This is a genomic window from Streptomyces iranensis (assembly GCF_017874715.1).
Classification (GTDB): domain Bacteria; phylum Actinomycetota; class Actinomycetes; order Streptomycetales; family Streptomycetaceae; genus Streptomyces; species Streptomyces iranensis.
The window spans coordinates 173,161-193,585 of record NZ_JAGGLR010000019.1 but is presented as its reverse complement, the minus strand read 5'-3'; the positions used below and the strand labels follow the sequence as shown (position 1 = coordinate 193,585).

Annotated in this window: 18 protein-coding genes; 6 read left to right on the top strand and 12 right to left on the bottom strand. The window is 73.1% G+C overall.

Annotated features, from left to right (window positions below; translation table 11 throughout):
• Positions 1–14 precede the first annotated feature (14 nt).
• The 6 genes from J2Z30_RS32130 to J2Z30_RS32105 form a co-directional block, all read right to left on the bottom strand.
• Complete coding sequence (locus J2Z30_RS32130) at positions 15–842, bottom strand: hypothetical protein (protein ID WP_078956803.1); 828 nt, start codon at positions 840–842, stop codon at positions 15–17.
• 350 nt (positions 843–1,192) lie between these two features.
• Positions 1,193–1,990, bottom strand: coding sequence for a type III pantothenate kinase (locus J2Z30_RS32125; protein ID WP_044573342.1), 798 nt, complete (start codon positions 1,988–1,990; stop codon positions 1,193–1,195).
• A 98-nt stretch (positions 1,991–2,088) separates the two neighbouring features.
• The gene (gene nadC / locus J2Z30_RS32120) at positions 2,089–3,117 is read right to left on the bottom strand and encodes a carboxylating nicotinate-nucleotide diphosphorylase (protein ID WP_044573339.1); all 1,029 of its coding nucleotides are present in this window, start codon (positions 3,115–3,117) and stop codon (positions 2,089–2,091) included.
• Positions 3,114–4,949 carry an L-aspartate oxidase gene (locus J2Z30_RS32115; protein ID WP_044573336.1) on the bottom strand — a complete coding sequence of 612 codons (1,836 nt, stop codon included), beginning with the start codon at positions 4,947–4,949 and terminating at the stop codon, positions 3,114–3,116. The genes nadC and J2Z30_RS32115 overlap by 4 nt, the downstream gene beginning before the upstream one ends.
• Positions 4,946–5,917: a pantoate--beta-alanine ligase gene (gene panC / locus J2Z30_RS32110; RefSeq protein ID WP_209468926.1), complete on the bottom strand. Its 972-nt coding sequence runs from the start codon at positions 5,915–5,917 to the stop codon at positions 4,946–4,948. Before panC ends, J2Z30_RS32115 begins: the two co-directional genes overlap by 4 nt.
• Positions 5,914–6,849, bottom strand: coding sequence for a Rossmann-like and DUF2520 domain-containing protein (locus J2Z30_RS32105; protein ID WP_044573332.1), 936 nt, complete (start codon positions 6,847–6,849; stop codon positions 5,914–5,916). The genes panC and J2Z30_RS32105 overlap by 4 nt, the downstream gene beginning before the upstream one ends.
• A 146-nt stretch (positions 6,850–6,995) precedes the next feature.
• Here J2Z30_RS32105 and J2Z30_RS32100 point away from each other — a divergent pair, with 146 nt between their 5' ends.
• From J2Z30_RS32100 to J2Z30_RS32090, 3 genes are all read left to right on the top strand, one after another.
• Positions 6,996–8,303, top strand: a complete 1,308-nt coding sequence (locus J2Z30_RS32100) for a threonine aldolase family protein (RefSeq protein WP_052701486.1) — start codon at positions 6,996–6,998, stop codon at positions 8,301–8,303.
• 333 nt (positions 8,304–8,636) lie between these two features.
• Complete coding sequence (locus tag J2Z30_RS32095) at positions 8,637–9,719, top strand: DUF5937 family protein (protein WP_044573325.1); 1,083 nt, start codon at positions 8,637–8,639, stop codon at positions 9,717–9,719.
• A gap of 72 nt (positions 9,720–9,791) precedes the next feature.
• Entirely contained in the window at positions 9,792–10,139 is a 348-nt protein-coding gene (locus tag J2Z30_RS32090; protein WP_044573321.1) for an ArsR/SmtB family transcription factor, read from the top strand.
• Between the two features lie 86 nt (positions 10,140–10,225).
• On the opposite strand, the gene J2Z30_RS32085 is transcribed toward J2Z30_RS32090, so the two are convergent.
• Positions 10,226–10,921, bottom strand: coding sequence for a response regulator transcription factor (locus J2Z30_RS32085; protein WP_044573318.1), 696 nt, complete (start codon positions 10,919–10,921; stop codon positions 10,226–10,228).
• Between the two features lie 57 nt (positions 10,922–10,978).
• Positions 10,979–12,175, bottom strand: a complete 1,197-nt coding sequence (locus J2Z30_RS32080; protein WP_044573316.1) for a sensor histidine kinase — start codon at positions 12,173–12,175, stop codon at positions 10,979–10,981.
• Positions 12,176–12,284: 109 nt separating this feature from the next.
• Here J2Z30_RS32080 and J2Z30_RS32075 point away from each other — a divergent pair, with 109 nt between their 5' ends.
• Together J2Z30_RS32075 and J2Z30_RS32065 are read left to right on the top strand one after the other, a co-directional pair.
• The gene (locus J2Z30_RS32075) at positions 12,285–13,307 is read left to right on the top strand and encodes an SAM-dependent methyltransferase (RefSeq protein WP_044573314.1); all 1,023 of its coding nucleotides are present in this window, start codon (positions 12,285–12,287) and stop codon (positions 13,305–13,307) included.
• A 650-nt stretch (positions 13,308–13,957) separates the two neighbouring features.
• Entirely contained in the window at positions 13,958–15,100 is a 1,143-nt protein-coding gene (locus J2Z30_RS32065; protein ID WP_044573311.1) for an NADH-quinone oxidoreductase subunit D, read from the top strand.
• 54 nt (positions 15,101–15,154) lie between these two features.
• Here J2Z30_RS32065 and J2Z30_RS32060 read toward each other — a convergent pair whose 3' ends face one another.
• The 4 genes from J2Z30_RS32060 to J2Z30_RS32045 all read right to left on the bottom strand — a co-directional run bounded on the left by J2Z30_RS32060 (position 15,155) and on the right by J2Z30_RS32045 (position 18,989).
• The gene (locus J2Z30_RS32060; RefSeq protein ID WP_209468925.1) at positions 15,155–16,282 is read right to left on the bottom strand and encodes a hypothetical protein; all 1,128 of its coding nucleotides are present in this window, start codon (positions 16,280–16,282) and stop codon (positions 15,155–15,157) included.
• A gap of 141 nt (positions 16,283–16,423) precedes the next feature.
• Positions 16,424–17,383: an ABC transporter substrate-binding protein gene (locus tag J2Z30_RS32055; protein WP_044573310.1), complete on the bottom strand. Its 960-nt coding sequence runs from the start codon at positions 17,381–17,383 to the stop codon at positions 16,424–16,426.
• A 185-nt stretch (positions 17,384–17,568) separates the two neighbouring features.
• Positions 17,569–18,306, bottom strand: a complete 738-nt coding sequence (locus tag J2Z30_RS32050) for an ABC transporter permease (protein ID WP_044573307.1) — start codon at positions 18,304–18,306, stop codon at positions 17,569–17,571.
• A complete protein-coding gene (locus J2Z30_RS32045) occupies positions 18,306–18,989 on the bottom strand; it encodes an ABC transporter permease (protein ID WP_044573304.1) in 684 nt (227 codons plus the stop codon). Before J2Z30_RS32045 ends, J2Z30_RS32050 begins: the two co-directional genes overlap by 1 nt.
• A 140-nt stretch (positions 18,990–19,129) precedes the next feature.
• Here J2Z30_RS32045 and J2Z30_RS32040 point away from each other — a divergent pair, with 140 nt between their 5' ends.
• The gene (locus J2Z30_RS32040; RefSeq protein WP_044573302.1) at positions 19,130–20,287 is read left to right on the top strand and encodes a betaine/proline/choline family ABC transporter ATP-binding protein; all 1,158 of its coding nucleotides are present in this window, start codon (positions 19,130–19,132) and stop codon (positions 20,285–20,287) included.
• The last annotated feature ends 138 nt before the right edge of the window (positions 20,288–20,425 follow it).

Below are 20,425 nucleotides of genomic sequence, written 5' to 3'. Positions count from 1 at the left end.
CCGGGGGCAGCGGGTCAGGCGGAGCGGACCCCGGCGCCGGACGCGAGGCTCGACTCGTGCTCCGGGGGCGGCGAGGGGCGGCGGCGTTTGGGCGGGAAGACCTCCGCCGGCGTGGGCACCGGACGTCCCGGGCGCGGCGCCCGGCGGCCCGGCTCCCTCCGCTTCGGCTCCTCGCGGTCGCCGCGCTCCGGCGGCGTGGGCTTCTTACGGGGCTCACGCTTCGGCTCGTCGGACTGGAGCACGGCCTCCCGCGCGACCTCGGGCCCCTTCCGGGCGGCCCCCTGCGCGGCCGTTCCGGACGCCGCCGAGCTCCCGCCGGGCAGGGCGCGCAGCCGGGGCGCCACGGGGCGCGTGCGCGGCTCCACGACGGCCCCTACGGCACCGGCGCGCTCCGCGAGCCGGGCGCGCACGCCCCGCTCGGCAAGGCGCTCGCAGTGGCTCAGCAGCGCGCGCCGGCGCGTCGCCTCACCGCCGCCCCCGGCGGCCGACCCGCACAGCGCGCGGAGCGCGGCCAGATCCTCGGCCAGCGGCTCATAACCGGCCGCGAGGGCGCCCTGGAGCTGCTCGAGATAGCCGACGGCGGCGCCGGGCAGGGCGGCGCGGTAACGGGCGAGCTCGTCGAGCAGGAACGCTCGCAGCCGCCCGCCCTCGCGGACCGCTTCGTCCACGGCCTCGGCGAGCCGGAGACAGTCCTGGACCTCCTCCGCCCGGTCCGGGCCGAGGGGGCCGGCAGAGGGGGTGACGGGGTCGGGTTGGAGGGCGATGGCGAGGGCGCGTCGGAGCACACGCAGCTCATCCGCACTGAACGCCATTCCGCCGCGGGATCCATATGGCGTGGGCATGGGGCGACTTTAAGTGCTAAGCGGACAATTTTCGCTTAGCGCCGGACGGTGCGGCGCGTTGCGGACGCCGAGCGGCCATACGGGGGAAGCGCCGGACGGGACCGCGCCGAGGCGGTCCCGTCCGGACCCGGCACCCGGGGGCGGACCGTCGCATCCGGGTGCCGGTGTACATGGTCGACGGCCGTTCCGCTTGTCAATACGGAATTCGATGTGCCGTCTTTCCGTTGACCGCCCCTTGCCCCATTGGCGAAGAGCGATCAGTTGCGCAGGCCGAATCCCGAGTGTGGGAATTCGTTTCGGAATGCCGTCAATGCGGTCGAGCACCCGGGTGAAGAGCTGATCGCCGGTGCTCAGCCGCGCGAGACGTTCCGCTCGTAGACCAGTCTGAGGCCGATCAGGGTCAACCAGGGCTCATGCTCATCGATCACTGAGGATTCTCCTAGCACCATGGGCGCCAGCCCGCCGGTGGCGATCACGGTGACGTCCTCCGGGTCCTTGGCGAGCTCGCGCGCCATACGGTGGACGATTCCGTCCACCTGGCCCGCGAAGCCGTAGAGGATGCCGGACTGCATGGCCTCCACCGTGTTCTTCCCGATCACGCTGCGCGGACGGGCCAGCTCGATCTTGCGCAATTGCGCCCCGCGTACGCCCAGCGCCTCGACCGAGATCTCGATGCCCGGCGCGATCACCCCGCCCACGTACTCCCCGCGCGCGCTGACCGCGTCGAAGGTCGTCGCGGTGCCGAAGTCGACCACCACGCACGGGCCCTCGTACAGCTCGACGGCGGCCAGCGCGTTGATGATCCGGTCGGCGCCGACCTCCTTGGGGTTGTCCACCAGGATCGGCACACCGGTCTTCACGCCCGGCTCGACCAGGACGGACGGCACATCGCCGTAGTAGCGGCGGGTCACCTCGCGCAGCTCGTGGAGGACGGAGGGGACGGTGGAGCAGATGGAGATGCCCGCGATCCCGTCGCCCAGCTCCTCGCCGAGCAGCGGGTGCATGCCCATCAGGCCCTGCAGCAGGACGGCGAGTTCATCGGCGGTGCGGCGGGCGTCGGTGGAGATCCGCCAGTGCTCGACGATCTCGTCGCCGTCGAAGAGGCCCAGCACGGTATGGGTGTTCCCCACGTCGATGGTCAACAGCATGGGCGGCACCGCTTCCGGTCGGGCTCACGGCCGAGGGCGAGCCCTGGGGTGGTGGGTGGGGCGACGGGCGGGCCTGCGTCGATGGTCAGGAGCATCGCTTACTTCTCCTCGGCCTCGCGCAGGTCCAGGCCGATGTCCAGGATCGGGGAGGAGTGGGTGAGCGCGCCGACCGCCAGATAGTCGACGCCCGCCTCGGCGTACGTACGGGCGCCCGCGAGCGTCAGCCGTCCCGAGGACTCCAGCGCGGCGCGCCCGGCGACCAGCTCGACGGCCTCGCGGGTCCGCTCCGGGGTGAAGTTGTCCAGCAGGATGAGATCCGCGCCCGCCGCCAGGACCGGCGGAATCTGCTCCAGGGTGTCGACCTCCACCTCGATCGGCACATCCGGGAACTCGGCCCGTACGGCGCCGAACGCCTCCGCGACACCGCCCGCCGCGACCACGTGGTTGTCCTTGACCAGCGCGGCGTCCGAGAGCGACATCCGGTGGTTGACCCCGCCGCCGCAGCGCACCGCGTACTTCTCCAGGGCGCGCAGCCCCGGAGTGGTCTTACGGGTGTCACGGACCCTGGTCTTCGTCCCCTCCAGCGCGTCGGCCCACGCACGGGTCGCGGTCGCGATACCGGAGAGCCGGCACAGCAGGTTGAGCGCGCTGCGCTCGCCGGTGAGCAGGTCGCGGGTGCGGGTGCGGACGCTGAGCAGCTTCTGGCCGGGCTCCACCCGGTCGCCGTCCTCCACATGCCGCTCGACCTCGAACTCGTCCGTGCAGACCACGGACAGGACCGCCTCGGCGATCCGCAGCCCCGCGACGGTGCCCGCCTCACGGGCCGTGAAGTCGCCGGTGGCGAAGGCGTCCTCGGGGACGGTGGCCACGGTGGTGACGTCCACGCCCTGGTCGAGGTCCTCCTCGATGGCCATGTGGGCGATGTCCTCGACCTGGATGGGGTCGAGTCCGGCGCGGATCAGCAGCTCGGCCAGGTCCGGGTCCAGACCGCACTCCATCGGGTCGAGTCCGCCGTCGTCACCGCCGCAGCCGCAGGCGTCGCCGCAGCCGCTCCCCTCACCGGGGTCGCCGATCAGGAGCAGCGGCAGGGGCGCGGGTCGCTGACGGTCTTCGGAAGTGCTGCTCACGGGCGGGACTCCGTCTCGGCTCGGGGGGTGGTCGATGAGGGAAACGCTTCGGAGTCCGTGGCACGGACATCGAGGGCGCCGTCCGGACGGAGGGTGACCAGCAGATGGCGGCGCCAGGCGGCGTCGTCCCGCTCGGGGCGGTCCTCGCGCCAGTGGCAGCCGCGGGTCTCCTCGCGGCGGAGCGCGGCGGCCACCAGGACCCGGGCGACGAGATGGAGGTTGGTGGCCTCCCAGGTCTCGACCCCGGGCTCGGCCGTCTTGCCGTCCCGTCGCAGCTGCGCCACGGCGTCGTCCTGGACGCGCTCCAGCCGGTCGGCGGCGCGGGCCAGGCTCTCGGCCGAGCGGAGCACCCCGGCGCCGTGGGTCATGATGTGCTGGATCTCGTAGCGGGCCTCGGAGGCGAGCAGTGGCGCGTCACCGGAAGCGGCGGGAGAAGCGGCGGGAGTCGATGGCCCGGTCTGCCCGGCGGGCCGCTCTGGTCCGCCGGCCCCGGCGGACTCCACCCCGGCGGACTCCACCCCGGCGGACTCCACCCCAACAGACTCCGCGCCAGCAGTGATGTCCTCCGCGATGCGCTCCGCGAAGACCAGGCCCTCCAGAAGGGAGTTGGAGGCCAGGCGGTTGGCGCCGTGGACGCCGGTGCAGGCGACCTCCCCGCAGGCGTAGAGACCGCGGACCGTGGTGCGGCCGCGCAGATCGGTGCGGACCCCACCGCTCGCGTAGTGTGCGGCCGGGGCGACCGGGATGGGCTCGGTCACCGGGTCGATACCGTTGGCGCGGCAGGCGGCGAGGATGGTCGGGAAGCGCCGCTCCCACATCTCGGCCCCGAAGTGGCGGGCGTCCAGGTACATGTGCTCGGCGCCGCGCGCCTGCATCCGCCGCATGATGCCCTTGGCGACGATGTCACGGGGCGCCAGCTCGGCCAGCTCGTGCTGCCCGCGCATGAAGCGCACCCCGTCGGCGTCGACGAGATGGGCGCCCTCGCCGCGCACCGCCTCCGAGACCAGCGGCTGCTGGCCCTCCGCCTCCGGGCCCAGCCACAGCACCGTGGGATGGAACTGCACGAACTCCAGATCGCTGACCTCGGCCCCCGCGCGCAGCGCGAGCGCGACCCCGTCGCCGGTGGAGACGGCGGGGTTGGTGGTGGCGGAGTAGATCTGGCCCATGCCGCCCGTGGCGAGCACGACCGTGTCCGCCAGAACCGCGCCCACGCCATCCCGCTGGCCCTCGCCCATGACGTGCAGGGTGACCCCGGCCGCCCGGCCGGAGCCGTCCTTGAGCAGATCGAGCACCAGGGCGTTCTCCACGGTCTCGATACCGGCCGCGCGGACCGCCTCGACCAGGGCCCGGGAGATCTCCGCGCCGGTCGCGTCGCCGCCCGCGTGGGCGATCCGGCGGCGGTGGTGGCCGCCCTCGCGGGTCAGCAGGATCTCGCCCGTGGCGTCGTCGGCGTCGAAGCGGGCTCCGGTGGCGATGAGTCGGCGCACCGCGTCGGGGCCCTCGGTGACCAGCGTCCGTACGGCCTGCTCGTCGCAGAGCCCGGCACCGGCCACCAGCGTGTCGTCCAGGTGCTGCCCGGGGGTGTCGCCCTCGCCGAGGGCGGCGGCTATGCCGCCCTGGGCCCAGCGCGTGGAGCCGTCGTCCAGGCGGGCCTTGGTGACCACGGTGACCTTGGCCCCGGCCGCGGCGCAGCGGAGCGCCACGGTCAGCCCGGCGACCCCGGAGCCGACGACCACGACATCGGCCTCGGTGGCCCAGCCGGGGGCGGGGGCGCGCAGAGCGGTGGCGGGGGCGGCGGCATCGGCCGACGGGCGCCCGGTCGGACGGGTCATCGGGCGGCTCCGATCCACAGGCGGATGTTGTCTATCAGGCGGGTGGCGCCGACCTTGGCGGCGACGGCCAGCACGGCCTCGCCAGTGTGTCCGTCGGAGACCTCGGTGAAGTCGGCGGGGTCGACCAGGGCCAGATAGTCCAGGACGAGCGGCGGTTCGAGCCCCGCCGCCTCGTCGAGCACCGCCCGCGCCGCGGACCGCACCGCGGCGGGCGACGCGACCCGTATGAGCTCGTGCTCCTCGGACCCGGCCGGGCCCTCCCCGGCCGCCAGCAGCCCCGCGTCGCGCCCGGCGAACAGCGCCCGGGACAGGGCCAGCGCGGTGTCCCGCTCCTGGGCCGTCAGATAGCGGTTACGGCTGGAGAGGGCGACCCCGTCGCCCTCGCGGACGGTGGGGACGCCGACGATCTCCACGGGAAAGTTCAGGTCGCGGACCATCCGGCGGACCAGCGACAGCTGCTGGGCGTCCTTCTCGCCGAAGAAGGCGATGTCGGGGCGGGTGAGATGGAGCAGCTTGGCGACGACGGTGAGCATCCCGTCGAAGTGGCCGGGGCGCGAGGCGCCCTCGTAGCGCTCGCCCACGGTCCCGGCGGTGATCCGGACGCCCGGCTCACCGTACGGGTACACCTCCTCGGCGGTGGGGGCGAAGACGATGTCGGCGCCCGCCTCGGCCGCCACCTCGAGGTCGGCGTCGAGGGTGCGCGGATAGCGGTCGAGGTCCTCGCCCGCGCCGAACTGCAGCGGATTGACGAAGACGGTGACGGTCACCATGCCCTTGGCGCCCACCCGGGCGCGGGCGGCGCGGATGAGCGAGGCGTGCCCGTCGTGCAGCGCGCCCATGGTCATCACGACGGCCGTGCGCCCCGGCACGGCGAAGTGGGCGAGCGCCGCGTCCAGATCCGGGCGATGGCGGAACAGCTCCACATCGGGCTCCCCTGGAAGGGCCTTGGTCCACAGCCTCGGGCTCATGCCTCACTACCTCCCCGGCCCCGCGCGTCGGTCACGTCCGAGAGCACGCCCAGCAGGTCCTCGGCGAGCTCCGGCTTGAGCAGACCGTGCGCGAGCGCCCGGTCCGCGGTCGTACGGGCCATGGCCAGATAGCCGGCGACGGCGTGCGGGGCGTGCCGCCGCAGCTCGGCGACATGGGCGGCGACCGTGCCCGCGTCGCCGCGCGCGACCGGACCGGTGAGCGCGGCGTCGCCGCTGCGCAGCGCGTTGTCCAGCGCGGCGCCGAGGAGTGGGCCGAGCATCCGGTCGGGGGCCTCGACCCCGGACGCCCGCAGCAGCTCCAGGGACTGGGCGACCAGCGTGGTGAGGTGGTTGGCGCCGATGGCGAGGGCGGCGTGATAGAGCGGACGGGACTCCTCCGCGATCCACTCGGGCTCCCCGCCCATCTCGATGACCAGCGCCTCGGCCGCCAGCCGCAGCTCCTCGGGCGCGGTGACGCCGAAGGAGCACCCGGCCAGCCGCTGGACGTCCACCGAGGTGCCGGTGAAGGTCATGACGGGGTGCAGCGCGAGCGGCAGCGCACCGGCCCGCAGCGCGGGCTCCAGCACGCTGACTCCGTAGCGCCCGGAGGTGTGCACCAGCAGCTGGCCGGGGCGCACCGCGCCGGTTTCGGCGAGGCCGCCGACCAGCTCGGGCAGCGCGTCGTCGGGGACGGTGAGCAGCACCAGCTCGGCCCGCGCCAGCACCTCGGAGGGCGGCACGACGGGGACTTCGGGAAGCAGGGCGGCGGCCCGGCGCACGGAGGCGTCGGAGACACCGGAGGCGGCGACCGGGCGGTGCCCGGCGAGTCTCAGCGAGGCGGCGAGGGCCGGGCCGACGCGGCCCGCGCCGACGACCCCGACGGTGAGCCGGGCAGGTCGGTCCTGCGGCTCAGGCAGTGGTTGAGCGTTCACGCGGCAACGGCCTTCCGTTCCAGTCCTCAGGGGTACCGGACGATTCCCCGCCATGCTACGCGAGTGTTTCCGGGGGGTTTGGCCGCACGTCCGGGCCTGTGGACAACTCTGTGGTCCGATGGACGGGCGTGCGACATGATCAGCCCATGACGGACGGGACGGACGAGGCAGACCAAGCAGACCGAGCGGACCAGGCAGACCGGGCAGACCGGGCAGACGAGATGGACGGCACGGGCGGCGGGACGGAACGGACCGCGCGGGCGCGCCGCCTCGCGGCCTGGCACGGTGCCGAGCGGACGCTCACGCGCGGGCCCGCCGAGGTGCGGATCGCAGAGCGGCTGGCCGCCCTCACGACCGCCCTTACGGCCGACACCGCGTCGTACGGCGGGGACGGCTGGGTGGACATCTACGGCGACGGCATCGTCGAGGAGCTCGAGCGGCGGGTCGCCGAGCTGCTCGGCATGGAGGCCGCGGCGTTCTTCCCCACCGGCACCATGGCGCAGCAGGTCGCGCTGCGCTGCTGGGCGGGGCGCACCGGCAGTCCGGTGGTGGCGCTGCATCCGCTGTCCCATCTGGACATGCACGAGCGGGACGCGTATCTGACGGTGAGCGGGCTGCGCGCGGTGCGTCCGACCAGCGAGCCGCGGCCGCCCACGGCCGAGGAGATCCAGGGCCTGGACGAGCCGTTCGGCACCCTGGCCCTCGAACTCCCGCTGCGCGACGCCGGATTCGTGCTGCCCGAGTGGGACGAGCTGGTCGCGGCCGTGGAGGCGGCCCGGGAGCGGGACGCGGTGGTGCACTTCGACGGGGCGCGACTGTGGGAGTGCACGGCGCACTTCGGCCGGGAGCTGCCGGAGATCGCCGCCCTGGCGGACTCCGTCTACGTGTCCTTCTACAAGTCGCTCGGCGGCCTCTCGGGAGCGGCGCTGGCCGGGCCCGAGACCCTGGTGACCGAGGCCAGGGCGTGGCGCCACCGGTACGGCGGCCAGCTCTTCCAGCAGTGGCCGGTGGCGCTGGCCGCGCTGGACGGCCTGGACCGCGAGCTGCCGAGGCTGCCGTCGTACGTGGCGCACGCGCGGGTCGTGGCCGAGGCGCTGCGGACGGCGTTCACGGCCGCGGGGTTGGGCTGGTCCCGGGTGCACCCGGAGGTGCCGCACACCCACCAGTTCCAGGTGTGGCTGCCGTATCCGGCGGCGGTGCTGGACGAGGCGGGGGTGCGGCTGGCGGAGGAGACCCGGACGGTGCTGTTCCGTCGCTGGCGGGAGCCGGGGCCGCCCGGCCTGGCCATGACGGAGCTGACGGTCGCCTCATCCGCACTCGAGTGGACGGCCGACGACGTCACGGCCGCGGTCGGCGCCTTCCTCGCCCGGGTCCGTGAGCTCACGGAGGTCCGGGAGGTCATGGAGGTCCGGGAGCTCACGGAGGTCCGGGAGGTCACGGACGGGGGGCGCTGACCGGCGCCGCGCGAACACCTCCCTGAGCGCCCTTACGGAGCGCATGGCATCCGTAAGGCCGCCATGGCGGCCGCGGCGGCGGGCCGGGCGGCCCGCCGTCACCCTCCGGAAGTCGCGGTACTCCCGCAGCTCCCGGAGGGTGCGCCAGTCGTGCGGGCCCGGTGCGGGCGGGGCGGGCTCGCCGCGCTGGGCGGCCCGGTACAGGTCGAGTACGTACTGCTCGGTGAGGGACATGGCTCGACGGTCCGCCCGGCCCCGGACGCCGGTCACGCCGTTTGACGATGGGCGTCAAACGGGGGCGGCGCCTGGGCCGGGCTCCCGCACCATGGGTCCATGGCCAATGTCATCGACATCGCCGGGCTGCCGCCCGAGCGCATCGTCTTCAGCCCGTCCCCGCTCGCCGAGCTGGGCGCCGCGCTCCATGTGCTGTCCGAGCCCGGCCACCACCCCGGGCTGCACGGCTGGGCCACCGCCACCGCCTCGGCGCTCAAGCCGGACCTCGCGGACCGGCTCTGCGAGGCGGACTTCCTGTGGCGCACCGCCCGCTCCGACCTGCTGCTCCCGGCCGTCCCCGGGGCGACGCTGGCGGAGGAGCTGGACGCGCTGGACCGGATCGACGACGAGACGTTCGTGGCGGCCGCCTTCGAGATCGCCTGCTCCACCTCGTACACCCGGCACACTCCCTCGCCGCTGGTCGACGCGGGCGAACGGGCCCGGGTCCGCGAGATGGCGGCCGCCCGGGGGCCGCGGCAGGCGGCCTTCACCGACCGCATGCTGGAGGACCCGGACGGGCTGCGGGTCTGGTTGCGGCGGCTGCTGGAGGACTGCGACCAGGCGTTCTTCGCCGACACCTGGCGGCGGACGCGGATCCAGCTGGCCGCGGACGCCCGCCACAAGGCCGAGCTGCTGCAGCGCAAGGGGCTCGCGGAGGCGCTGGCGTCTGCCTCCGCCGCGCTGTCGCTGTCGGCGGACGGGGACAGCATCCTGGTCGACAAGCTGGCGGGCGGCCGTACGACGGCGTACGGCGACGGCGTCACCTTCATCCCGACCGCCTTCGGCTGGCCGCACCTCGTCGTCGTGCACGCCCCCGGCTGGCGCCCGGTGATCCAGTACCCGGTCGCCACCCCCGAGCTGCCCCCGCCCGCCGCCCTGGAGCTCGTCCAGCGCCGCCTCGAGGCCCTGGCCCACCCGATGCGGATGCGGCTGTGCCGCACCCTGGCCCGCGGCCCGCACACCACCGGTGAGCTCTCCGAGTCGTACGGCATCACGCCCCCGGAGGTCTCCCGCCATATCGCCGTGCTGAAGAAGGCCGGTCTCCTCACCACCCGCCGCCGCGGCCGCTATGTGCTGCACCAGCTCGATCTGCCGTCGGTGGCCCGGCTGGGCAGCGACTTCCTGGAGAGCGTTCTGCGGTAGGGCACCGGCCGCGCTTAAAATGTTCACCGCACAGTGAACGCGGTCGGAACGGCGAGCGGCGGAGGAGCGGCGATGGGCAACCGAAGCCACCGGTCCGCGCCGCACCACACCCACCCCGACGACGTCCCCGTGCAGACCGCGCTCGCAGCGCTCGCCGACCCCGTACGGCTCCAGCTGGTCCGCGAACTCGCCACGGCGGCCGACTGGGAGCACGCCTGCGGCACCTTCGACGTCCCCGTGGGCAAGGCCGCCCTCAGCCACCACTTCTCGGTGCTGCGCGCGGCCGGCCTGATCGAGCAGCGCGACCTGGGCCCCAAGCGGGTCAACCGGCTGCGCCGTCCCGAGTTCGACCAGCGCTTCCCCGGACTGCTCGACCTGGTCCTCCGCGAGCGCTCGCAGAACGGCGAGGACGGACGGTAGGCGGTGCCGACCGTAAGACGGCCGTGCCAACCGTAAGGACACCGCCTCAACCGTAAGGAGGCCGCCTCAGCCGTAAGGGCGTCGCCTCAGCGGGCCGGTCCGGTCGGCCCCCCGGCCCGGACCAGTCCGGTCTCGTAGGCCATCACCACCACCTGCACCCGGTCCCGCAGCTCCAACTTGGTGAGGATGCGGCCGACATGGGTCTTCACGGTCGCCTCGGACAGCACCAGCCGCGCCGCGATCTCGCCGTTCGACAGCCCCTGCGCGACCAGCAGCACCACCTCGCGCTCCCGGTCGGTGAGCCGGTCCAGCTCCGGACCGGACCGGCCCCCGGAGCCACCGGCTCCGCTGCCCGGCAGCAACGGCGCGAACCGGTCCAGCAGCCGGCGCGTCGTACTGGGCGCGACCACCGCGTCGCCGCTGTGCACCGCGCGGATCGCCGCGAGCAGCTCGCCCGGCGGCACATCCTTGAGCATGAAGCCGCCCGCCCCGGCCTTGAGCGCGGAGAAGGCGTACTCGTCCAGGTCGAACGTGGTCAGGATGATGACCTTCGGCGCCCCGTCCCGCTCGCATATCCGCCGGGTCGCCTCCACCCCGTCCAGCTTGGGCATCCGGACGTCCATGAGGACGACGTCCACCTCGGCGGAGCGCAGCACCTGGAGCGCCTCCACCCCGTCGCCCGCCTCGGCGACGACCTCCATATCGGGCTGGGCCGCCAGCACCATCCGGAAGCCGGTGCGCAGCAGCACTTGGTCATCGACGAGCATGACGCGGATCGACATCCCGGACGGTCCCTTCCCTCTGGCCTGACAGCCGGTCTACAGCACGTATCGGATGGTTCAACGAACCGGCTTCAGCGGCAGCAGCGCGCTGATCCGGAAGCCGCCGCCCGGTCGCGGGCCCGCGTCGAGCGTGCCGCCCACCATGCCGACGCGCTCCCGCATCCCGATCAGACCATGGCCGCTGCCGTCCGCGCCGCCGTCCTCGTACATCTCGCGCTGCGCGCCCCGCCCGTCGTCCTCGACCAGCAGCCCGAGCCCGTCGTCGAAGTAGGTGAGGCGGACACTCGCGCCCACGTCCGGGCCGCCGTGCTTGCGGGCGTTGGTGAGCGCCTCCTGCACGATGCGGTACGCGGTCAGCTCGACCCCGCTGGGGAGCTGGCGAGGGCTGCCCACGACCTTGAAGTCCACCGGGAGCCCGGCGCCGCGCACCTGCTCCACGAGCTCGTCGATCTGCTCGACATCCGGCTGCGGTACGTAGTCGTTCTCCTCGCCCGGCTCCCCGGTGCGCAGCACGCCCAGCAGCCGCCGCATCTCGGCGAGCGCCTGGCGGCCGGTGCCGGAGATCGTCTCCAGCGCCTGCCGGGTCTGCTCGGGCGAGGAGTCCAGGACATACGCGGCGCCGTCCGCCTGCACCACCATCACCGACACGTTGTGCGCCACGACGTCGTGCAGCTCCCGCGCGATCCGGGCGCGCTCGGCGGCCACCGCGACCTTCGACTGCGCCTCGCGCTCCTTCTCCAGCCGGGCGGCCCGCTCCTCGAGCTGCGCGTAGTAGGCGCGGCGGGTGCGGATCGAGTCGCCGAGCACCCAGGCCAGAACGAAGGGGATGGAGACGAAGACCGCCGAGACCACGTCCTCCCACCAGCCCTGCTGGGAGTGCGGCCAGCGGAGGGTGGCGAGGGGGGCCGCGCTGATCGCCACGCCCAGCGCGAAGCGGGAGGCCGGGCGCGAGGAGGCGACCGCCACCGTGTAGACGATCACGAGCATGGCGAAGTCGGCCACATTGGGCCGGACGTTCGTGGCCATCTGGGCGAGACCGCACAGGATGGCCAGCCCCAGCATCTTCTCGGGGGCGCGGCGGCGCAGCGCGATCGTCGCCCCCAGCGCCAGGGCGATCGGCACGCCCGCGGCGCGGGAGCCCCGGTCGATCGATACTTCCACGAGCCACAGGAACCCGGAAGCGACAAGGAGGACGGCCCAGAAGGCGTCCACCCCTGTCGGATGCCTGCGGAGAAATTCGTAGAGGCGCTGCACGTCACCCAGCGTAGGTATCGCCGGACCCCTCCCGGGTCAGCCCGAGGGGCGATCCGAAACCCCCGGCCCTACTCCCCAAGGTGGAGACCACTCCGCATAGCGTGGCGGTGTGGCGAGTGCGAAGCATGAGTGGAGCGGATGGCGTACGGCGGCCGAACGCGCGCTGTACGGAGCGGGCGGCTTCTTCCGCCGCCCGGAGGGCCCGGCAGGGCATTTCCGCACGTCGGTGCATGCCTCACCGCTTTTCGCCCGGGGGGTCGCGGAGCTGCTGTGCCGGGTGGACGAGGCGCTGGGGCACCCCGCCGAGGTGGCGCTGGTGGACCTGGGCGCCGGCCGCGGTGAGCTGCTCACACGGGTGCTCGCCCTGGCCCCCGGCCTGCCGCACGGGCTGGGCCGGCGGCTGCGTCCGTACGCGGTGGAGCGGGCGGAGCGGCCGGCGGGCCTGGACGGGCGGATCGCCTGGCGCGACGCCTCGCCGGAGGGGTGCGCGGGGCTGCTGTTCGCCAATGAGTGGCTCGACAACGTGCCCGTTGACGTGGCCGAGACCGACGCGGACGGCGTGCCCCGCCGGGTCGAGGTGGACCTCGTGTCCCTGGACGGCGCCGAGCGGCTGGGCGACCCGGTGGACGGCGAGGACGCGGCGTGGCTGGCCCGCTGGTGGCCCCTGGCGGGCGCCGAACCGGGGCTGCGCGCCGAGATCGGCCATCCGCGCGAGGCGGCCTGGGCGCGGGCCGTCGGCTCCCTGCGGGCGGGCCTCGCGGTCGCCGTCGACTACGCCCACGAACGCGCCGCCCGGCCTCCCTTCGGCACGCTCACCGGCTTCCGCGAGGGGCGCGAGGTCCGGCCCGTCCCCGACGGGTCCTGCGATCTGACGGCGCATGTCGCGATGGACGCGTGCGCCGCCGCGACCGCGCCCGGCGCCCGGCTGATGACTCAACGCGAGGCGCTGCGCGCCCTGGGCCTCGACGCCCGCCGTCCCCCGCTCGCCCTGGCCGCCACCGACCCCAGCGCCTACGTCCGCGCCCTCAGCGCGGCGGGCGAGGCCGCGGAGCTGATCGATCCCGCGGGGCTCGGTGCCTTCACCTGGCTTCTGCACCCGGTGAACCTGCCCCAGGACGTGCTCCGGCCGTAGGGGGCGGGGTGTCCGACGGGCCTTGGCGCGCCTGCGGCGGGCTGTTTCCCCTCCCCGCCCCTTCCCACAACTGGAGCTCCGCCCCAGCCCCCGGGCCCTGCCACACACCCCCTCGACACGCGGCTCCGCCGCGGGGGGCTCCACCGCCAGCGCCCCACCACCAGGGGCGGCTCCACCACCGGGTGCCCCACCGCCGGGGGCCCCACCACCGGGGGCCCCACCACCGGGGGCCCCACCACCGGAGAGAGCTCCACCACCGGGGAGGCCCCCACCACCGGGGCCCCACCACCGGAGAGGGCCCTGCCACCGGGAGGGCTCCACCACCGGGGAGGCTCCACCACCGGGAGGGCCCCACCACCGAGGGGCTCCGCCACCGGGGAGGCTCCACCACCGGAGAGGGCTCCACCGCCGGAGAGGGCTCCACCGCCGAGGGGCTCCACCACCGGGAGGGCCCCACCGCCGAGGGGCTCCACCACCGGGGAGGCTCCACCACCGGGAGGGCCCCACCACCGAGGGGCTCCACCACCGGGGAGGCTCCACCACCGGAGAGGGCCCTGCCACCGGACCCCGGGGTCCAGGGGCGGAGTCCCCGGTAGCGGGAAGGGGCGGGGAGGGGAGAGGCCCGCCGGGTAGCTGAGAGACTGGTACGCATGACGGAGACGACAGTCGGCATCGGCGGCGCCGCCGAGAGCACGGACATGGTGCTCAACATCGGCCCACAGCACCCCTCCACCCACGGAGTGCTACGACTGCGGCTGGTCCTCGACGGGGAGCGGATCCAGAGCGCCGAGCCGGTGATCGGCTATATGCACCGGGGCGCGGAGAAGCTCTTCGAGGCGCGCGACTACCGCCAGATCATCATGCTCGCCAACCGTCACGACTGGCTCTCCGCCTTCTCCAACGAACTCGGCGTCGTGCTCGCCGTCGAGCGGATGCTGGGCATGGAGGTCCCCGAGCGCGCGGTGTGGACCCGTACGCTCCTCGCCGAGCTCAACCGGGTCCTGAACCACCTGATGTTCCTCGGTTCCTACCCGCTGGAGCTGGGCGGCATCACGCCGATCTTCTACGCGTTCCGGGAGCGCGAGGACCTCCAGCACGTCATGGAGGAGATCTCCGGCGGCCGGATGCACTACATGTTCAACCGGGTCGGCGGCCTCAAGGACGACCTCCCCGCGGGCTGGCTGGGCCGGGCCCGGCAGGCCGTGGCCGAGGTGCGCTCGCGGATGGGCGTGTACGACGACCTGGTGCTCGGCAACGAGATCTTCCGGGGCCGCACCCGCGGCGTCGGCGTCCTGGCCCGCGAGACGGTGCACGCGTACGGGGTCAGCGGCCCCATCGCGCGGGCCTCGGGCGTCGACTTCGATCTGCGGCGCGACGAGCCGTATCTGGCCTACGCCGAGCTGAGGGACGTCCTCGAGGTCGCCATCCGCGACGAGGGCGACTGCCTCGCCCGGTTCGAATGCCTGCTGGAGCAGACGCACGCCTCGCTGGCGCTGGCCGACGCCTGCCTGGACCGGCTGGACGAGCTCCCGCCGGGGCCGATCAACCAGCGGCTGCCGAAGGTGCTCAAGGCGCCCGAGGGCCACACCTACGCCTGGACCGAGAACCCGCTCGGCCTCAACGGCTACTACCTCGTCTCCAAGGGCGAGAAGACGCCGTACCGGCTCAAGCTCCGCTCGGCGTCGTACAACAACATCCAGGCGCTCACCGAGCTGCTGCCGGGCACGCTCGTCGCCGACATGGTGGCGATCCTGGGGTCGCTCTTCTTCGTCGTCGGCGACATCGACAAGTAGCTGATCATCGACGAGTAGCCGATCAACACGCGGGCGAGCCGCGCGGGCGAGCCCTCACGAGATCGCGCTGCGCAGCTCCCCGAGATCGATCTGCTCCGTCTCGTCGTGCTCGGTCAGATCGATGACCTCGCCCACCGCGCCCTTCTTGGCCTCCGCCTTCTTGGTCTCCGCCAGGGTCTCGTCGCCGATCACATCCGCGAGATCCTCCTCGGCAGCCGGTTCGGGCTCCCGCTTCTGCTTCTTCGTTTGCTTCTTCTGGGTGCCGAAGTAGTCGAAGCCGCTCTCCGAACGGGAGGCGGCCCGGCGGGCCGCGGCATACGGCACCACCGCCGAGGCGGCCGTACGGGCGTGGGCGCGCGGCTCCTGCGGGCCGTCGCCGTCCTGCCCGCCGGCCGCCGGGGGCTTCCCCAGCGTTGCGGCACCGTCCTTGCCCCGGCTCTCGCGTGGGCCCTTACGGTCGTCCTGATCCGCGTCCTGATCCGCGTTCTGCTCCGGGGCCTGCTCCGCAGCCTCGGTCCGGGCGGCCGCGGCGGCGGCCTGCTCCCGCCGCTCCTTCTGCCGTCGGGCGCTCTCCCTGAGCCGGCTCAGCGCCTCGTCGGCCTTGGCGTACGCAGCGGCCGACGGCAGCCCGGTGAGGACCTCGTCCCGCTCGTCGTCGGAGTCGACGGAGTCGACGGATTCCGCGGACCCGGCGGACCCGGCAGCCTCCAGCTCCTTCGCCGGGGACGCGGCCTCCAGCGCGAGCCGGCGGCGGCCCTCCAGGGCGCTGGCCCGCTCGGTCTCGGCCGTGGCGTAGCGGCGCAGCAGCTCGGCGTGCTCGTTGCGCAGCCGGGCGAGCTCGGCGCGCTTGGCGCGCAGCCGGGTGTTGAGCGCGCCGCGAAGCTCGCTCGCCTTCTCGGCGTCCGCCTCGAGCTCCGCGATCCGCTCCTCGTACTTCATCTCCTGGCGCGCGGTCTCGCTCGCGGCCTCCGCGACCCGGCGGCCGGCCGAGCGGTCCCAACGGCGCATCAGGACGGCGCCGACGACCGCGGCGCCGGCCGCGGTCGCGGCCAGCCCACGGATCACGACCGTGTCGCCGACCAGCCAGGCACCGGCGGCGCAGGTTATTGACGCGACTGCGACCGAAGCGGAGGGGAGGAGCCTGTGCAGGGGTGGGGATTGGCGGTGGCGTCCACGTGGCATGGCCCGAAACTTACCGTGCTAAGGGGTCGCTTGGGTGCCCGCCGGGCCAGATCTGTTGTCAATCCGTTGGCAAATACGGCGGTTGCGCGGCCGAGATCCCTTGCCGAGCCCTGCCAAGCCCTCCCGAGCAGGGATTTGATCCTACTTCACCAGCCCCTTGTCCCGCAGGTAGTCGTCGGCGACATCCGCCGGCTTGAGCCGCTCGGCGTCAACTTTCTTGTTGAGTTCCCTGAGATCGGCGGTCGTCAGCACCTTGGTGAGCTTGTTCAGCGAGTCCGCGATCTTCTGTGAACCGGCGGACTTCGCATTCACCACGGGAAGTACGTTGTCGGCATTCTGCAGATTTTTGTCGTCGCCGAGCAGCACGAGCCCGAACTGATCCAGCGTGCTGTCCGTGGTCGTGGTCAGGACCATCTGGTCCTTGCCGTCCTTGACGGCCTGCTTGGCCTGGACGCTGCCGATGTCCAGGGGGTCGATCCCGGCGATGTCGATGCCGTACTTCTTCTCCAGACCCGGCTGGCAGAAGGGCCGCTTGGGGCATTCGTCGCCCGCCGCCAGGGTGACCTTCTGCTTGGACTTCCCGAGGTCGGAGAGGGTCTTGAGATCGTGCTTCTTGGCGAAGTCAGCGCTGACCGCGAAGGCGTTCTGGTCCACGGCCTTGCCGGGCTCCAGCACCTTCAGCCCGCGCGGTTCGGCGAGCTTCCGCAGCGCCGCGACCGTCTTGGTCACATCCGAGGAGGCCACCGGGGCGGCATTCGACCCGTTCTTCTTCTGGTTGAGGAATTCGGCCAGCGTCGCCGCGTACTCCGGCACGACATCCATCTGGCCCTTCTCCAGGGCCGGTTCATACAGCTCACGGGCGTCCACCGTCTTGATCGAAGTGGAATAGCCGGTGTCCTTCAGAACCCCCGCGTACAGCTCCGCGAGGATCTTCGACTCGGAGAAGGAGGCGGATCCGATCACCAGCGAGCCCTTGCCCGGTTTACCGGAGCTGTCGCCGCCGCTCGACTTCTCCAGACTGTCCCCGCCGCAGGCGGTCAGCCCCGCTGCCAGCGCCGCGACCCCCGCCACGGCGGCCGCCGCCCGATTGATCTTTCTCATGGTTCCCCATCCGTTGTTGTGGCCGCGGTTGTGTGGCCGCGTTGTCGGCGCATTCCGCGTCATCCGCGCTTTCCGCGTCATCCGCGATCTATGCGTCATCCGCGCTCTCCGCGCTGTCCGCGCTGTCCGCCCTGGGTGTCCGCACGCCTTCACGCCCGGTCGCGGGAGGGCTCGGCCCGCGGGTTCTACGTCGTGAGCGCCGGTGAGGCCGGCGCCTGGTCGGCGGGCGGACGCCGGGCCGCGGTCGACCGCCGCCCCGTCCTGCGCCGCATCGGGTCGAGCACCAGGCCCAGAGTTACGAAGACGCCCTCGACCACCAGCGCGAGGGACGCGACCAGCACCGCACCGGCCACCACCTGCGGGGTGTCGGTGAGCCGGAAGCCCGCCGTGATGATCCGCCCGAGACCGCCGCCGCCGGGCAGCGCGGCCAGCGTCGCGGTGGCCACGACCTGCACCGCGGCCGTCCGTACGCCCGTCATGATGAGCGGGAACGCCAGCGGCAGCTCGACCCTGCGGATCAGCTGGCCGCCGGTCATCCCCATGCCGCGGGCCGCCTCCACGACCTCCCGGTCCGCCTCGCTCACCCCGACATAGGCGTTGGTGAGCAGCGGCGGGATGGCGAACAGCACCAGCGCGATGATCGTGGGCCATTGGCCGTGCGTCCCCAGCGGGCTGAGCAGCAACAGCACCAGTACGGCGAAGGTGGGCACGGCGCGCCCCGCGTTGGAGATGTTCACCGCGAGCGCGCCGCCCTTGCCGATATGGCCGAGGGCCACGGCGATCGGCAGCGCCACCGCGCAGGAGATCGCCAGGCAGACGAAGGTCAGGAACAGATGCTGGCCCAGCCGGTGCCACACCCCGTCGGGGCCCGCCCAGTGCGACCCGGTGGCCAGCCAGGTCCACGCCTTGGCGACGACGTCCATCAGGTGGTGCCCTTCCGACTCTTGCGTGCCCACGGCGTCAGCAGCCGCTGGAGGCCGAGCAGCAGCAGATCCGCCACCACCGCCAGCGCCACGCACAGCACCGAGGCGGTGAGCACCTCGGCCTTGAAGAAGCTGCGCATGCCCTCGTAGATGAGGTTGCCCAGGCCGCCGTATCCGATGATCGCGCCCACCGTGGTGAGCGAGACCGTGGAGACGGTGGTGATCCGCAGCCCGGCCATCAGCGCGGGCAGCGCGAGGGGCAGCTCCACGCCGAAGAGCAGCCGCAGCGGGCCGTACCCCATGCCCCGGGCTGCCTCCCGCGCCTCCTCGGGCACCGAGGCGAGACCGGCCATGATGTTGCGCACCAGGATCGTGAGCGAATAGAGCACCAGACCGGTGATCACCACCGCGGCCGATACTCCGAACACGGGCAGCAGCAGCGAGAACATCGCCAGCGACGGCACCGTGTAGAGGATCGTGGTCAGTCCCAGCACCGGCCCCGCCACCGGCCGCCAGCGGCGGGCCAGCAGCGCCAGCGGAAAGGCGACCAGAAGGCCGATCGCCACCGAGGCGAGCGTGATCCATACATGCTCGAGCGTCGCGTCCGTCAGCTCTTGACCGCGTGTGCGTACATACTCACCGCATATCCACTCGTTACTGATCAGACAGTTTCCGTCGGCCATACGCTCACCTCCCCCGTCGGGTCGCGGGCCGGTTGCTCATCCCAATTCCAGGTGACCCTAACCCCGGGAGATGACAATCTCGTCCGATCGCCACACAACAGCAACAATGTCTGCCACGAATGCGGCAACAATGGGGAGCCATGATCCGTTTCGAGCATGTCACCAAGCGCTACGCCGATGGCACGACGGCCGTGGACGACCTCTCCTTCGAGGTGTCGGAGGGCGAGCTGGTCACCCTCGTCGGCCCCTCTGGCTGTGGCAAGACGACGACGATGAAGATGGTGAACCGGCTCATCGAGCCGACATCGGGGCGGATCCTGGTGGACGGCGAGGACATCGCCGAGGCGGATCCGGTCGCCCTGCGCCGCCGTATCGGCTATGTCATCCAGCAGGTCGGGCTCTTCCCGCACAAGACCGTGCTGGAGAACACCTCGACCGTGCCGCATCTGCTGGGCTGGCAGCGGAAGAAGGGGCGGGAGCGCGCCGCCGAGCTGCTGGATCTGGTCGGCCTCGACCCGTCCGTCTACGGCGACCGCTACCCCGATCAGCTCTCCGGCGGTCAGCGGCAGCGCGTCGGCGTGGCCCGCGCGCTGGCCGCGGATCCGCCGGTGCTGCTGATGGACGAGCCGTTCGGCGCGGTCGACCCGGTCGTCCGCGAGCATCTCCAGACCGAATTCCTGCGACTTCAGTCACAGGTGCGCAAGACCGTGCTGTTCGTCACCCATGACATCGAGGAGGCGGTCCGGCTCGGGGACCGCATCGCGGTCTACGGCTCGGGGCGGATCGAGCAGTTCGACACCCCGGCCACGGTGCTGGGCGCGCCCGCCACCCCGTATGTGGCCGACTTCGTCGGCGCGGACCGCGGGCTGAAGCGGCTGTCGGTCACCCCCATCGAACCCGGCGACCTGACCCAGCCGCCCGTGGTCCACCTGGACGACCCGCTCTCCAAGGCGGCCGCCAAGCTGGCCGCGGATGGGGCGCGTTGGGCCGTCGTCCTGGACGACGCGGAGCGGCTGCACGGCTGGATCCCGGCGGAGGCGGCCGACGGCGCGCGGGGCACCGTACGGGACCACGCGCGCCGGATGGAGGCGTGGCTGCCGGTGGGGGCGCCGCTCAAGCAGGCGTTCAGCACGATGCTCCAGCACGACGCGGGCTGGATCGCGGTGCTGGCCGACGACCGCTTCCTCGGCGTGCTCACCCCGGCCCGGCTCCACGAGGCCCTCCGCCGCTCGATCGACGCCGACGCGGGCGGCATCGCCCGCGGCGAGGTCCAGCTCCAGACCGTCGCCGACGTGTAGGGGGCTTCGCCCCCATTGGCCAGGGCCGCTCCTGAGGCGCCCTGAAGGGGCGCGGGGCTGTTTCGATATGCGGCTCCGCCGCGGCTGTGTCGATATGCGGCTCCGCCGCGTGGGCGACCAGCCACGGCGGCGCCGCAG

Coding starts and splice junctions, on each gene's coding strand:
- J2Z30_RS32055 (WP_044573310.1), bottom strand. CDS start 17,383: ATGAGAAAGATCAATCGGGCGGCGGCCGCCGTGGCGGGGGTCGCGGCG.
- J2Z30_RS32100 (WP_052701486.1), top strand. CDS start 6,996: ATGACGGACGGGACGGACGAGGCAGACCAAGCAGACCGAGCGGACCAG.
- J2Z30_RS32040 (WP_044573302.1), top strand. CDS start 19,130: ATGATCCGTTTCGAGCATGTCACCAAGCGCTACGCCGATGGCACGACG.
- J2Z30_RS32085 (WP_044573318.1), bottom strand. CDS start 10,921: ATGTCGATCCGCGTCATGCTCGTCGATGACCAAGTGCTGCTGCGCACC.
- J2Z30_RS32130 (WP_078956803.1), bottom strand. CDS start 842: ATGCCCACGCCATATGGATCCCGCGGCGGAATGGCGTTCAGTGCGGAT.
- J2Z30_RS32090 (WP_044573321.1), top strand. CDS start 9,792: ATGGGCAACCGAAGCCACCGGTCCGCGCCGCACCACACCCACCCCGAC.
- J2Z30_RS32065 (WP_044573311.1), top strand. CDS start 13,958: ATGACGGAGACGACAGTCGGCATCGGCGGCGCCGCCGAGAGCACGGAC.
- J2Z30_RS32045 (WP_044573304.1), bottom strand. CDS start 18,989: ATGGCCGACGGAAACTGTCTGATCAGTAACGAGTGGATATGCGGTGAG.
- J2Z30_RS32115 (WP_044573336.1), bottom strand. CDS start 4,949: ATGACCCGTCCGACCGGGCGCCCGTCGGCCGATGCCGCCGCCCCCGCC.
- J2Z30_RS32095 (WP_044573325.1), top strand. CDS start 8,637: ATGGCCAATGTCATCGACATCGCCGGGCTGCCGCCCGAGCGCATCGTC.
- panC (WP_209468926.1), bottom strand. CDS start 5,917: ATGAGCCCGAGGCTGTGGACCAAGGCCCTTCCAGGGGAGCCCGATGTG.
- J2Z30_RS32050 (WP_044573307.1), bottom strand. CDS start 18,306: ATGGACGTCGTCGCCAAGGCGTGGACCTGGCTGGCCACCGGGTCGCAC.
- J2Z30_RS32125 (WP_044573342.1), bottom strand. CDS start 1,990: ATGCTGTTGACCATCGACGTGGGGAACACCCATACCGTGCTGGGCCTC.
- J2Z30_RS32060 (WP_209468925.1), bottom strand. CDS start 16,282: ATGCCACGTGGACGCCACCGCCAATCCCCACCCCTGCACAGGCTCCTC.